We start from the raw sequence: 14,208 nt of genomic DNA on the forward strand, positions 1-14,208 counted from the left end.
CACCAATCAGTGGGGGATGAGGAAAACCCCCACTGATTGAAGGTTCACTTTATAATGCTCTAAATTATACAACAAAACTGTCCTCAAGTATCATATGACACTTGAGGACAGTTTTGTTTTGTCATCATTCATTATGATGCAAATCTTGCCCTACCCTATGAATCGCGTGAATAATTTCTTTATTAATTGCTTCGATGTTTTGTGGTGTGTTTAAAATTTTAAAGGCTTCTTCTCGTGCTACGTGCGATGTTACATACTGCGGTGGTAAGTTATTTAATGCCTCCGCGATAATATTCATTTCACATTGTTCACAATGACAAAACGTTTGGTACTCTACTCCATAAAGTAAAAACCGAACAAGTCCACGGACAATTTCTTCAGTAACATTCATTAAAAATGGTTGTGTCAATTACATCGCCTCAATCATTCATGTACTATGAAGATTTGTCATACTCACTTTTCACCAAAAGTCTTGTGCTAGTACATCTTTAAATTTGTCCCCTTATCATATAACATCATATATTATGTTGCAAATAACTTGTTCGCAGTTATATTTTTATTTATAAAACAACGAATACCTCCTCATTTTTCTAGCATTAATACCATATTAACCCTATGAATAAATTTTCATATTAGTAAACATTTTAATATTTCAGGAAAATGATAAAGCTGCTGGAAAATGCATGAATCAACCTGCTTTTCCAACAGTCATTTTATTGTTTATTCAGCAAACGTAAAGAATTTAATACAACGAGCAAAGTAGCGCCCATATCTGCAAAAATTGCAATCCACAAAGTGAGCCAGCCTGGAATAACGAGCAATAGTGCGACTAGCTTTAGTAATAGTGCGAACGCAATATTTTGCTTAATAATCGTTAATGTTTTTTTACTTAAACGCATTGTATACGGCAGCTTCGTTAAGTCATCGCCCATCAGTACAATATCGGCTGTTTCTAATGCGGCATCTGTACCTGCGCCGCCCATTGCGATTCCTACAGAAGCTGTTGCAAGTGCTGGGGCATCATTGACACCATCACCAACCATTGCCACTTTTCCATAGTCCTGTTGCAATTCCTTCACCGCCTGTAATTTATGCTCTGGCAATAAACCTGCACGTACATCTGTAATGCCTAGATTTTTCGCAATTGCCTGTGCTGTTAATGGCGCATCACCCGTTAGCATCACACTATGCTCAAGCCGTGATACAACTTCTTTACTTTCCTCACGAATTTGGTCAGCAATCGCTAATATACCGATACATTCGTTATTGCGTGCTGCGACAATAACAGACTGTCCTTCCGCTGCAAGTTTTTCAATTTGCTGAGTGAACTCTTCACTAATTGTAACAAGCGAGGCAATCCATTTTACGCTACCTACTGAAATTTGATTCCCATCAATTGTTGCGTAAGCACCTTTTCCTGTTACCGACTGAAAATCTATTGCACTAGCTAGTTCCACATGCTGCTCTACCGCTTTTTTCAACACTGCCTGTGCTAATGGATGCTGCGATTTTTTCTCGACAGCGCCTACTAATGCAAGTAACTCCTGCTCTGTTACATTTGCTGTCATAATATTTGTTACTTCTGGTGTTCCTTTTGTTAGTGTGCCTGTTTTATCGAAGGCAACTGCATTAATATGTCCTAGCTCCTCTAAGTATACGCCACCTTTGATGAGTACCCCATGTCTTGCTGCATTACCAATTGCTGTCACGATGGCAACAGGTGTTGATACAACTAATGCACATGGGCAACCTACAACAAGTACAGCTAAACCTTGATAAATCCATTCCTGCCAGTTCCCTGTAACCAAGGACGGAATAATCGCTACAAGTATCGCCACAACGATAATAGCTGGCGTATAGTATTTAGCAAAGCGATCCACAAACTTTTGAGATGGCGCTTTTTCCGCCTGTGCCTCTTCTACTAAATGGATAATTTTTGCGATTGTTGTATCATGTACAAGCTTTGTTACTTCTACCTCAAGTGCGCCTTCTTCATTCAATGTTCCCGCAAATACTTCGTCGTTTAACGCTTTATGCACAGGAATGGATTCGCCTGTAATCGATGCTTGATTGACAGATGAAGTACCGCTTATCACAATGCCATCCATTGCAATTTTTTGCCCTGGCTTCACAATAAGGATATCGCCAATTTGCACATCCTCTGTCGGTACCTCCACCTCATGCGAATGGTCACCATGTGTGCGTTTAATGAGTGCAATAGGTGGCGCAATATCCATCAATGTTTCAATTGATTGGCGCGCCTTATTCATAGAATACGCCTCTAATGCTTCACTTACTGCAAATAAAAATACGACAACAGCTGCCTCCTGCCATTCACCAATAATAGCTGCACCAATAATCGCAATGGTCATTAATGTTTTCATATCAAATTCAAAGCGCAGTAAATTTTTAAAGCCTGTTAAAAACATCGCATGCCCACCAACAACGATTGCTCCTAAATAAAGAGCTACAACAAGCATGCTCTCTTCACCTTTCCATGAGCTTGCAATAAAAGCTGCCACTACGAATAATAAAGATACGCCTGCAAAAATATTTTCCTTACGCTTATAAAATGGAATCGCTGCTTTACGTCGATCGTTGATTGATTTCACTTTAATGCCATCAAAGGCTCCAGCCGCTTCAAGCTGTTCAACAGTGGCTTCACCAACGACCGTTAATTTTGCTGCACCAAAGTTGAGCTGCACATCTTCAACAGTCGTAATCTCTCGTACATTGCGTTCAAATTTCGCCGCACAACTTGCACAAGATAAATTTTCAAGGCGATATTGCTGTCCACTAGTAGCCATTTAATTGTCCTCCTCCGCATGCTCGTAGGCAATTTTCACAATTTGATAAACATGCTCATCTGCTAAAGAATAATAAACGAGCTTCCCTTCTCGATGCGATTTCGCTAATCGATTTTCCTTCAAATAACGTAAATGGTGCGAAGCCGTTGCGACAGAGGAGCCAATAATTGCTGCCACATCACAAACACATAAAGCTTTTTCAATTGTTAGTGCATAGGCAATCTTCAAGCGCGTTTCATCTGCCAAAGCCTTTAAAAACTTTGCGACATGCCCTAGCTCTGGCAACTGTCCTTGCACCCGTTCTACCGTCTCTTCATTAATTTTCGTTACTTCGCAAACATCCTTCATTCCATTTCCACCTCATTCAAACATTCATTTGATTGTAGTATATACTATATGCAAGAAACATTCAAATGTTCCTTTGAATGTTTAGGTTTTATTTAGTTATCAACAAATATTGCGTTGTTGAGTTATTCAAATTATAAATGGATGTCATTTTAAGGGGCGAAAAATATGAGGTGCACTACTGCTCCCCTCATTTCAATCAACTAATAAAAAACTCCTTGATAGAATATAAACATGATAAAATTTTAAAATCATAAGCTGAAATCTACGTTTAAATTACTTAATTCAAGCATATTGAACTGTAATCAAACACTCTATTGTTTCAGATATAGGATTCCAAAATGATAAATAATTTCATATCATAAATACTGGATTATCGTTTATATATACATTACATTTTATACATAATGTAGTAACATTGATAAAAATAACAAAACATTCACTACTAATCGATTTTCTAATATGAGGTCATGTGTTTGCAATTTAAAGGAGGCTCTATAATGGAACGAGAAAAAATCTTTATCGATATGACAAATGGAAAGAAAAAACTAGATACCAGTAAAATGGATGAATGGACACCTGAAGAAGTGAAAGAATTTTTTCCAGATGAAAGTGAATATACAGGGATACAAGTTGATTTAATTCAGCACAAAGACTTTTATTTGAAAGTCACACTTGTTTATATCCATGAAACAGAAAAAAATACATATATAGAGTTCGAAGCACAAAATAGGCTTCAAAATGATATACGCATTCACTTCGGCAAATGGTGGATGGATAATCAAGAATTTGACTTATCCCAACGTACTCCAACATTGGTTCCAACAAAGCTTGAAACAATCGCCTTTTCTGAATCTGTACACTTTATGTTTATGGAAAGCGGCTTTGCAATGGAAGTTGATATTTTAGATGCTACTAGCCATGAGATTTTGAAAGCCTATGATATTAAAATCAAAGTCTATCCTAGTTAGTCTAAAACAAGGAGCAAAAAGCATATCAAATGATTCAAGGTCATTTCATATGCTTTTTGTGCGTTGAATACATAGGTATACCAAAATGCGATTATCTATATTTGACTAATCAGGCTTTAATGGACAGTTAAAACATGGTACTCATGTCCGTTAATGTGTGATAAATATCTGTAAGCAATAGAGAAAAATAAAAATAAGCTGTAGCACAAGTAGGTCAATGCCCCTTTGTACTACAGCTTTTAGTCATTATTGCGCTTTTAAAATCAAATCATAGGCTGGATCGATTTCACCGTTAATATACGTGCGGTGATAACGACCGTATACCCAGCGTGATACTTGGTTGTCGTACCATTTCGATTTGAAATGGCCGCTTTGTCCCGGCCCAACAATATGTTCTGCATAATTTAAATTATTTAAATCAGCGACGAAGCGCCATGATGCGCCATGGTTGATATTACCGTTCGCATCTGTTGCAGCTGCCATAACTGTTACGCGTGAGCCACCTGAGCCCATCGTTGCTGGATTAACATATGACGCGATAAAATCAGATGCGCCTGCAAGTGGGTGCTTGAATAATATTTTATGGTAGCTACCCCATTGCCATTTCGTAATAGATGTGCCGTACTTCGCTTTTAAATCAGCGATTGCACGCTCAAATGAGCCGTATACGACTTGATCTAGCCCACCTGCCTGCTTAATCCACACACCTTCATTGCCAGCATATGCTTTGCGCAGCATTTCATCCATAATTTGATATTTACCAGGCATCATTTCATAAACATCTGCTGGCATATGCTCTTTGAAAATGGTTTCCTTGATTTCTTCAATTAAGAAATGCCAAATAAGTGGCTGTGCATCATCTCTGTTATCATAAAGCTCCCATTCTTCCATTAATGCAATGATATCGGTATATTTGCCCTCTTGATCATTTGCTTTAATCGTCTCTAAGAAGCCTGGTAAAAATTCAGCTGCATATAGGTTTTTCTTATCTATTTGCATCGCCTTCATTTCTGCTCTTGTAAAACCTTCATACACATTGCCTTCTTCATCAGCTGTACCAATGCTCTCTTTTACCGATTCAATCATTTCCACAATGCGCTCATAGCGATAAGGCTGTGCCCAGAACTTCGTAATATGGTAGGGATATTCCTCACCAATAATTTGATTGTTCGCTGTCGCAATATAGCCTGACTCTGGATTGATGACCGTTGGTAATTCATCGTAAGGGATAAAGCCTTCCCAACCGTATTCAGAGGAATCTCCCGGTACTGGTAGCTGTCCATCACCTTTTTTACGGATTGGGATATCGCCGTTTGCTTTATAAGCAATTGTGCCATCCGTTGATGCAAAGACAAAATTTTGTGCTGGTGCACGGAAATCATTTAATGCTGTTTCGAATTCTTCCCAGTTCGTTGCTTTATTAAAACCGATGATTGCGCGAAGTTCTCTCGTTGGCTGCAAAGCTGTCCATTGCATCGAGAATACGGCTGTCGGCTTTTCTTTTTTAAATACTAGCTCTGAAATAATTGGGCCGTGGCGTGTTTCCACCACTTCAAAATCAATCGTTTTGCCGCCCTTTACTTTAATTGGCTCAGCTCGAACGATGGCGTCTTCCCATTTACCATCATATTTAAATTGAGTAGGGTTATCAGGGTTTGGTGTTTCAATATATAAATCTTGTACATCAGGACCTACATTCGTTACACCCCATGCAATACTTTCGTTATGACCTAAAATAATCCCTGGAATCCCTGCAAAAATAACACCGCTGACATTTTGCTCTGGTGATTGTAAATGCATTTGATACCAAATTGATGGTGTGTTTAATCCTAAATGTGGATCATCCGCTAACAACGGCTTACCTGACGCCGTTAAATCACCTGATACGACCCAGTTATTACTACCGTTAAATTCATTTGGCAATAATTCTACATTGAAAGCACCTGCTACATCAACTGGATTATTTAAGTTGGCTTCAATGATGGACTTCGCATTATCTGGATATTGGGTCATTAATTCTGCCATTTGCTCTTCTGTATAATTTTGTAAAGCCCAGTGACGGAACGCAAGCATATTCCAGTTGCCACCTAAATCATACGCCATAAATTTACCAATTGTTAAAGAATCAACAGGTGTCCATGGCTCTGGCTCGTACCCTAGTAACTTAAACTCATATGAAAGTTTACTAGTTCCTTTAACTTCATCAATAAAGGCGTTCACACCTTCTGCATACCACTGCAAAATTTGCTTCGCTTCATCGTCATATTCATTCCATGACTGCTCAGCCGCGTGACGCAAGCTAAATGTGCGGAAAAACTTATCTGTTGAAACAGCATTTTCTCCAATAACTTCTGCTAATCGCCCACTCGCTTGACGACGTGATAAATCCATTTGGAATAGGCGATCCTGCGCTTGCACATAACCTTGCGCTTTGTATAAGTCTGCATCCGATTGTGCTACGATATGCGGTACACCCGTCCCATCACGCGTTACCTTTACATCTGCATCTAATATCGCTAAATCAACTTCTCCTTCAATTTTTGGCAAGGAATTTGCCACATACATATGTACGCCAGCCACTGCTGCACCAGCTAAAATAATAAGTATACCGACAGTCCAAATAGCAATATTTATTATTTTTTTGCTCTTTATCTTGCTCATAAAATCCACCTCTCTATCATATTGCGTCTGTGCTTAGTTTTAATTCAATTGGACAATGATCACTACCTAAAATTTGCGAATGAATATCCGCTTCCTGCACATGCTGCATGATGCGTTGTGACACAATAAAGTAGTCAATGCGCCAGCCGATATTGCGCTCGCGTACTTTATTCATATAAGACCACCATGTATACGCATCGGTACGCGCTGGATACAATGTGCGGAACGTATCGCAGAAGCCTGACTCCAGCAATTCCGTCATCTTTGCTCGCTCCTCAACAGTTACTCCAGAATTCCCTTGATTCGCTTTGGCATTTTTCAAATCGATATCATGATGCGCAACATTTAAATCACCACAATAAATGACGGGTTTTTTTGCATCAAGTTGCTTCAAATAAAGCGCTAATTTTTCCTCCCACTCCATGCGGTAAGGAAGTCTCGCTAAATCCCGCTGTGCATTTGGCGTATAAACGTTTACTAAATAAAATTTTTCATATTCTAATGTAATGATACGTCCCTCAGGCTCACTATTTTCATCGCCTACACCGTAATGAACATGGAGTGGCTGATGCTTCGTAAAAATAGCAGTGCCCGAATAGCCCTTTTTCTGTGCATAATTCCAATATTGATAGTAACCGTCTAACTGTAGGACAACTTGTCCTTCCTGACATTTCGATTCTTGAATGCAGAAAAAATCTGCGTCCATCGCATGAAAATACTCTAAAAAGCCTTTTATTATACATGCTCGAATACCATTGACATTCCACGAAATAAATTTCATTTTATTACTCCTTATAGCGATAAAGAGGGATGAAGTCATCCCCCAATATTAATCTTCACCCACAATTTTTACTTCAAGCTCTAAGTCAACATCAAATTTTTCTTTCACAACTCGCTGTACCATTTGAATTGTTTCAATATAGTCAGTCGCTGTTGCATTGTCTTTATTAATAATAAAGCCTGCATGCTTCTTTGATACTTCTGCACCACCGACTCCTTTTCCTTGCAGGTCGCTATCTTGAATTAATTTCCCTGCAAAATAGCCTGTTGGACGTTTAAAAACGCTGCCTGCTGAAGGATATTCTAATGGCTGGCGTGACTCTCTTTGATACGTTAAATCAGCTATTTTCGCATCGATTGCTTCTTGCTCACCGCGCTGTAATTGGAAAGTTGAGGATAAAACATAGTAGCCTTTTTTAGCAATAATACTCGTACGATAGCCCAACTCTAATTCGCCCTTTGTCAAAACGACGCGCTCCCCTTCTCGTGTTAGCACAACCGTCTCCACAATGACATCGCTAATTTCACCGCCATATGCTCCCGCATTCATTGCCATAGCACCACCGATTGAGCCTGGGATACCACATGCAAATTCTAAGCCTGTTAAGCTTTCGGCTGCTGCATATTTTGAAACATCCTTTAATAAAGCACCGCCTTGTGCAAAAACAAGCTCCTCGGTTATTTGAATTTTATCTAACTTAGCAAAATGAATAACGATGCCACGCACACCACCATCACGTACAACCATATTTGAACCATTACCTAACATGAGTAAAGGTACATTGTGCTGATGTGCATATTTGACAATAGCTTGCGCCTCTTGCTCCGTATTCGGCATAACAAAAATATCCGCATGCCCGCCTAATTTTGTCATTGTGTATGTTTTTAACGATTCATTTATTTTTATATTTGAAGGATCCATGATTTGTGATAAATCATTCACCCACTGTTGTAATGTCATAAAGCCATTTCCTTTCATACATTAATTACGCATTTATATCAAGTATACTTACTTAGTATCTGTTTTTATAACCTATTTGACAAGTAAATTATTGCCTATAGTCCACCCCAGACTATTAGCACACTTGGGCATTGTTACTATATCCATCCTTTCTATTTTAACGACATTTGAAAAGAAAGTAAAATTGAATAGAATTGTGTTTAAATTGTATGTGTGCCTGGCACTCAAAAAAAGAAACTTTTCTCCAAATCCATACGTATAAAATAAAGGAGGTGCTTTATGGAACAGTCTTCTAAAACAAAATCTGGTGCTTTTCAGTCATTTATTACTTTATTAAAAGGCTTAAATTGGCCTGTTGGTATGATTATTATCGCATTATCTATTACATTAGCAGAGACGGTGGCTAGCCTTGTTTTACCCTTAGTAACGATGAACTTAGTTGATAATTTAACAACTGAGTTATTTAATTGGCGTATGTTGGCTATCATTTTAGCTGTCTTCCTTGTACAAGCCGTTGCAGGAGGTGTGTCATTTTACTTATTAACGTTTATCGGGGAACGAATTGTTGCAGATTTACGTGAAAAATTATGGCATAAAGTGCTGCATTTACCTGTGCATTATTATGATACAAATGAAACGGGTGCCACGATGAGCCGTATTACACAGGATACGACAACATTGAAAACGCTTATTACACAGCAAATGGTACAAGTCATTTCTGGAGCAATTTCCATTATCGGTGCCATTATTTTACTCTTTATTATCGATTGGAAAATGACTTTAATTTTACTTATTAGCGTACCTGTTTCACTACTTATTATGATGCCACTCGGTAAAATTATGCAAAAAATCGCGATTGCTACTCAATCTGAAATGGCTTCCTTTTCTGGCTTGCTTGGGCGCATTTTAGCAGATATTCGCTTAGTAAAAGCATACAATGCTGAGCCTTTTGAGAATGAGCGCGGCAATAAAGCCATTCGCTCTTTATTTGGCTATGGCTTGAAGGAAGCACGTGTGCAGGCATTGATTTCTCCTATTATGACATTGTTAATGATGCTTGTGCTTGTTGTTATTTTAGGCTACGGAGGTACGCAAGTAGCAAGCGGGGCTTTGTCTGCTGGTGCACTCGTAGCGATTATTTTTTACTTGTTTCAAATTATCGTACCTTTTGCACAAATGGCGACATTTTTTACATCTTTCCAAAAGGCGATGGGGGCAACCGAGCGCATTCAGGAAATTTTCTCTATGCCAAGTGAACCAAGCGCATTGGACCAACCTGCAACACAAGGCACAATCGCTTTTGAACAGATAGGCTTCCAATATAATGAGACGAAGCAAATATTGCAAAATCTTAGCTTCACTGCCTCCCCCGGTACAGTGACAGCGCTGGTCGGGCCAAGTGGTGGCGGGAAAACAACAATATTCTCATTGCTTGAACGCTTTTATGAGCCAACGAACGGACGCATTACCTTTAATAATAAAGCGATTTCTACATTTAATTTACAAGCTTGGCGTAGTAAAATCGGCTATGTCTCACAGGAAAGCCCTTTATTAAGTGGGACTATTGCAGATAATATTATGTATGGTATGAAACAACCTCCAAGTGAGGAACAATTAAGGGCAGCTGCTAAAGCTGCAAATGCGCTACAATTTATCGATGAATTACCTGAAGGATTTGCAACGGAAGTTGGGGAACGTGGCATGAAATTATCTGGTGGACAGCGGCAACGTATCGCAATCGCAAGAGCATTGCTACATAATCCACAAATTTTACTTTTAGATGAAGCGACATCTAATTTAGATAGCGGCTCGGAAATTTATGTACAAGAGGCATTACAACGATTAATGCACGGACGTACAACATTTATTATCGCCCACCGTCTTGCTACAATTTTACATGCTGATACAATCTTATTTATTGAAAAAGGCCAAATTACGGGACAAGGTACACATGAAGAGCTACTTGCAAATCATGAATTATATCGAGAATTTTCAGCAGGACAAGGGCTGGTGGAATAAAAAAGATAGTTCCTCTTTTGTCTCACAAATAAGTTTGGATTATTTATAAACGAATCAAAAAATTGGGCTGTGCGAAACAATATCTTTTCGCACAGCCCTTGCATTATTGAGGACGAAACCTCAGTTTCACTTTATTTCAATAAGAATTTACCGAAGCCATTTGCACTCGGTCCGATATATTCGATATTGCTTCCTTCAGGGATATAGTCTTTCGCTACATCTGCAGTAAGGAACACCACTTTTGTATTTTCAGGGAAAGCTACAAACTTCCAGTTATTATTTGCTTGTGGGTTAATTGTACCCTTTTCAATAATATAATCAATAATCGCCTGACGGTTTTCATGTGCATATACTGTTAAGTTTGATTGATCCGCTTTCACAAACTGAGCACCGTAAGAGCCGCCTACGCGGTAGTTATTCACGATAATTAAAAACTCTTGTGATAAGTCGATTGGCTTACCATCAAATTGTACATTTTTAATACGATTTGAAGATTCATCTACAACATTACCACGACGGTCATATTTTGCTGGAGAGGTTACATCAATTTCATACGTTACGCCATCTAATACATCGAAGTTGTATGAGCGTGCCTCTGGGTCAATAATATTTTGTTCTTCCGTTTTAGTAGGATCGATCGTTGCAAATACGCCTGCTGCCATTTCTAGCCACTCAATGACCTCTGCACCTGTTACTTTAACAGTCGCTACAGTATTATCATAGTGATAAATATCAGCCATGTTTTTAATTGCTAACGGGCCTGCTGGAATATTTGTATAGTCGCTTGCATTGTCGCGAGAGCCTGCTTTGAACGGTGCACCCGCTGATAGCATTGGCAGTTCAGCATCTGCTGTACCTTTAAGCTGGTCTTGAATAAACCATGTTTGAGCCTGTGTAATAATTTCAATTGCCGCTGTATCCTGTACTAAGCCGAAGTAGCTATTAATCGGTGCTGACGTTTCTCCAACCGCACGACGGATATATTCTAAAGTACCCTCATGCGCATCCTTCACAGCTTCTAATACATCTTTTGATGGTACTAAGCCTTCGCGATTGATTGCACGGATTTCTCCTGTACCATCTGTTACTACCCACTCATCCCCTTCAAGCTCTAGCTCTAAATCAATCACACCTAGATGGCTACCATATGCACCTGGCATCACTGTTGGTATACCATTAATCGTTCCTTTGTCTTGATTAACGTTCTTTAAATCTTGATAATCACCTGGGAATTGCATATGTGAATGTCCTGTAATGACCGCGTCTACACCTTCTAATTGTGTAATTTGGTACCCTACATTTTCATTGCCTTGTACATTTTGATCTGAGCCGATACCTGAGTGTGAGAGCACAATGATAACATCTGCTCCAGCAGCTTCCATGTCAGGAATTACTTTTTCTAATGCATCAAGTGGCTGATTTACTGTTACTTTGCCTGTTAAATGAATTGCATCCCAGCCTAAAATTTGTGTAGGTACAATACCCGTTACCCCTACTTTAATGACATGCTTATCACCATCTGCATCTACAACTTCACGTTCTAAAATAGCATATGGCTCAAAATAGTAATCACCTGTTTTTGCATCGCGCACATTGGCATTTACCCATGTAAACTCTGCATCATCCATTACTTCACTTAAGTAGTCTAAGCCGTAGTTAAATTCATGATTCCCTAATGTTGCCCCATCATAGCCTAAAGCATTAAGCGCAGCCACTGCTGGATGTACTTCACCTGGCTGTAATTTCGCTTCAAGTGCTTTATATGAGCCTAGTGGCGTGCCTTGAATTAAATCACCGTTATCAAATAATAAATTATTCGGATTTTCAGAACGTGCTTCTTCAATTAATGCAGCCGTATTCGCTAAGCCAACATCCTTTGCACTTTGATCTAAATAATAGTTATAGTTTGCTAAATTCGTATGAATATCCGATGTACCTAAAATGCGTAAAGCTACTTTTGCCTCATCTTCATCATCCGTTGTTGCAGCGTTATTGTACTGCTCTACGAAACGTTTAACAATCAGCTCCATTTGTTGCTCAGTGACAATTTTCGTATGGCTAATTGTACCGTCTGCAAAGCCATTTAAAATGTCCAACGCAGCTGCATTCGCCATATCTTGCTTATGTGATGCGTGGATTTTGGCATTGTCAGCAAATTTGTCTAATACATCAAGTGATGCATTTTCAGTTGCTAAGCCGCGTGCCGCAATAACAAAGGCATGCAAGCGTGTTAGCTTTTCATCTGGTGCAAAAGTATCCGCAGATTTACCGTTGATTAAATTTAATTCAACTGCCTTTTCTACATATGGCGCTAAATCTTTTGATACGTCTGTAAATGTAATAGAAGAGCCATCGCCTAATTCCACACCTAGCTCTTTAATTAATTGTACGACATAGTCTCCACGTGTAACGGATTCCTTCGCTGCCTCCGCAGGTGTCATGCTACCTAAACCTGCTGCTAGTATTAATGATGCTACTGTTCCTGTCAAAATTTTATTCTTCATTGTGCCACTCCTTGTATATTGCATTTATTTGATTAAAGCCCATACTTGTGTTTTCACGGGCTCATCACCTTTGGTCCACCATTTCGCTTGATAGGTTGCTCCTTTATAGAAAGCCTTATCTCCACCTATATATACCTTTTCGGCATCCCAAGCTAACGGTTTATTTACGCCTTCTACTGAAGTCCATACTTGTGCTTTATCAGGTCTTTCACCTTTGGTCCACCACTTCGCTTGATATGTAGTGCCATCATAGGAAACTTTATCTCCGCTTACGTACACTTTATTTATGTCCCAAGCGGGTATTTTCGTTACTCGATTGTCAACCAAAGCCCATACTTGTGCTTTGCCAGGCTGATCACCTTGTGTCCACCATTTCGCTTGATATGTTACACCATTATATGTTATTTTATCACCTTCTACATATACTTTGCTTGAGCTCCAAGCAATACCCTCAGGTGTTTCAGGTGTTGATTTGACGAATTCCCCATCAAAATTAGCATCAATCACATTGTAAAATGCATTCGGTGTATCACCTATTTCCCAATAAGCAACAATGATGTGGTACCCTTCACGCTCCGGTACAATACATCGATGAGACATTTCTTCTGAAGGGCGTTTACCGTTGCTTTTTACTGTACAAAACAACTCTAAATCAACGCGTTTTAACGGCTTGTTCGGGTTCCAGCCTTCCTTTGTAATATAATACTCAAACTTGTCTGTCGCATGTGCTGCGGTGAATTTCCAAGTAAACATATTCGCACCGCTCTTCATTGGCACTTTTGCCCAACGTTTAGCGGATTGTTCGTCTAATTTTGGAAATGTGCCACCTGCACTAGCAATTTTACCATCCGTAGGTCCCCCACTTGGAAAATTCCCTGATGCTTCTAGACTTTGAGGCTCATATATAATTGAACCACAATCATGATTCACCTTTTGCGCACAAAGCAATGCCCTACTTTCGGGCGATTTTACATAGCCATGTGCTGATGCTTTATAAGCAAAACTAAACGTGACAATCAGCATAGCAAATACGATGAACAGCCATCTAACATTTTGTAAGCATAACCTCATTGTCATCGCCTCCTGTGCGTCTTAAAGTTATTACTTTTCACTAGCGTCGCATAAAAGCTGATTGAATTTTCTGTTTTTAAGCTTGTTCC

The 14,208-nt window shown here is 39.2% G+C and carries 10 protein-coding genes; 2 read left to right on the top strand and 8 right to left on the bottom strand.

What is annotated here, in order from left to right; translation table 11 throughout:
* Positions 1 to 124: 124 nt before the first annotated feature.
* The 3 genes from C9J34_RS16290 to C9J34_RS16300 all read right to left on the bottom strand — a co-directional run bounded on the left by C9J34_RS16290 (position 125) and on the right by C9J34_RS16300 (position 3,155).
* A complete protein-coding gene (locus tag C9J34_RS16290) occupies positions 125 to 409 on the bottom strand; it encodes a late competence development ComFB family protein (RefSeq protein ID WP_238600685.1) in 285 nt (94 codons plus the stop codon).
* A gap of 304 nt (positions 410 to 713) precedes the next feature.
* Positions 714 to 2,807, bottom strand: coding sequence for a heavy metal translocating P-type ATPase (locus tag C9J34_RS16295; protein WP_107841238.1), 2,094 nt, complete (start codon positions 2,805 to 2,807; stop codon positions 714 to 716).
* Positions 2,808 to 3,155: an ArsR/SmtB family transcription factor gene (locus C9J34_RS16300; RefSeq protein WP_107841239.1), complete on the bottom strand. Its 348-nt coding sequence runs from the start codon at positions 3,153 to 3,155 to the stop codon at positions 2,808 to 2,810.
* Positions 3,156 to 3,652: 497 nt separating this feature from the next.
* Between C9J34_RS16300 and C9J34_RS16305 the strand changes: the two genes are divergently transcribed.
* Entirely contained in the window at positions 3,653 to 4,123 is a 471-nt protein-coding gene (locus tag C9J34_RS16305) for a hypothetical protein (protein WP_107841240.1), read from the top strand.
* A gap of 246 nt (positions 4,124 to 4,369) precedes the next feature.
* Here the strand turns inward: C9J34_RS16305 and C9J34_RS16310 are convergent, their stop codons facing one another.
* From C9J34_RS16310 to murB, 3 genes are read right to left on the bottom strand one after another with little or no spacing between them, the layout of a single operon-like run.
* A complete protein-coding gene (locus C9J34_RS16310; RefSeq protein WP_420799135.1) occupies positions 4,370 to 6,793 on the bottom strand; it encodes a penicillin acylase family protein in 2,424 nt (807 codons plus the stop codon).
* Between the two features lie 7 nt (positions 6,794 to 6,800).
* Positions 6,801 to 7,565: an exodeoxyribonuclease III gene (locus tag C9J34_RS16315; protein WP_107841242.1), complete on the bottom strand. Its 765-nt coding sequence runs from the start codon at positions 7,563 to 7,565 to the stop codon at positions 6,801 to 6,803.
* A 48-nt stretch (positions 7,566 to 7,613) separates the two neighbouring features.
* The gene (murB, locus tag C9J34_RS16320; RefSeq protein WP_107841243.1) at positions 7,614 to 8,525 is read right to left on the bottom strand and encodes a UDP-N-acetylmuramate dehydrogenase; all 912 of its coding nucleotides are present in this window, start codon (positions 8,523 to 8,525) and stop codon (positions 7,614 to 7,616) included.
* 279 nt (positions 8,526 to 8,804) lie between these two features.
* On the opposite strand from murB, the gene C9J34_RS16325 reads away from it, so the two are divergent.
* On the top strand, positions 8,805 to 10,544 hold the full coding sequence (locus tag C9J34_RS16325) for an ABC transporter ATP-binding protein (RefSeq protein ID WP_107841244.1): 1,740 nt from the start codon (positions 8,805 to 8,807) through the stop codon (positions 10,542 to 10,544).
* 131 nt (positions 10,545 to 10,675) lie between these two features.
* On the opposite strand, the gene C9J34_RS16330 is transcribed toward C9J34_RS16325, so the two are convergent.
* Both C9J34_RS16330 and C9J34_RS22665 read right to left on the bottom strand, forming a co-directional pair.
* On the bottom strand, positions 10,676 to 13,048 hold the full coding sequence (locus C9J34_RS16330; protein WP_107841245.1) for a bifunctional 2',3'-cyclic-nucleotide 2'-phosphodiesterase/3'-nucleotidase: 2,373 nt from the start codon (positions 13,046 to 13,048) through the stop codon (positions 10,676 to 10,678).
* A 24-nt stretch (positions 13,049 to 13,072) separates the two neighbouring features.
* Positions 13,073 to 14,119, bottom strand: coding sequence for a lytic polysaccharide monooxygenase (locus C9J34_RS22665; RefSeq protein ID WP_107841246.1), 1,047 nt, complete (start codon positions 14,117 to 14,119; stop codon positions 13,073 to 13,075).
* Positions 14,120 to 14,208 lie beyond the last annotated feature (89 nt).

Source organism: Metasolibacillus meyeri, from assembly GCF_003049505.1.
Lineage (GTDB): Bacteria > Bacillota > Bacilli > Bacillales_A > Planococcaceae > Metasolibacillus > Metasolibacillus meyeri.

What these genes read in the sequence shown, in the direction of transcription:
- C9J34_RS16325 (WP_107841244.1), top strand. Translation starts at nt 8,805, where the DNA reads ATGGAACAGTCTTCTAAAACAAAATCTGGTGCTTTTCAGTCATTTATT.
- C9J34_RS16305 (WP_107841240.1), top strand. Translation starts at nt 3,653, where the DNA reads ATGGAACGAGAAAAAATCTTTATCGATATGACAAATGGAAAGAAAAAA.
- C9J34_RS16315 (WP_107841242.1), bottom strand. Translation starts at nt 7,565, where the DNA reads ATGAAATTTATTTCGTGGAATGTCAATGGTATTCGAGCATGTATAATA.
- C9J34_RS16295 (WP_107841238.1), bottom strand. Translation starts at nt 2,807, where the DNA reads ATGGCTACTAGTGGACAGCAATATCGCCTTGAAAATTTATCTTGTGCA.
- C9J34_RS16300 (WP_107841239.1), bottom strand. Translation starts at nt 3,155, where the DNA reads ATGAAGGATGTTTGCGAAGTAACGAAAATTAATGAAGAGACGGTAGAA.
- murB (WP_107841243.1), bottom strand. Translation starts at nt 8,525, where the DNA reads ATGACATTACAACAGTGGGTGAATGATTTATCACAAATCATGGATCCT.
- C9J34_RS22665 (WP_107841246.1), bottom strand. Translation starts at nt 14,119, where the DNA reads ATGAGGTTATGCTTACAAAATGTTAGATGGCTGTTCATCGTATTTGCT.
- C9J34_RS16330 (WP_107841245.1), bottom strand. Translation starts at nt 13,048, where the DNA reads ATGAAGAATAAAATTTTGACAGGAACAGTAGCATCATTAATACTAGCA.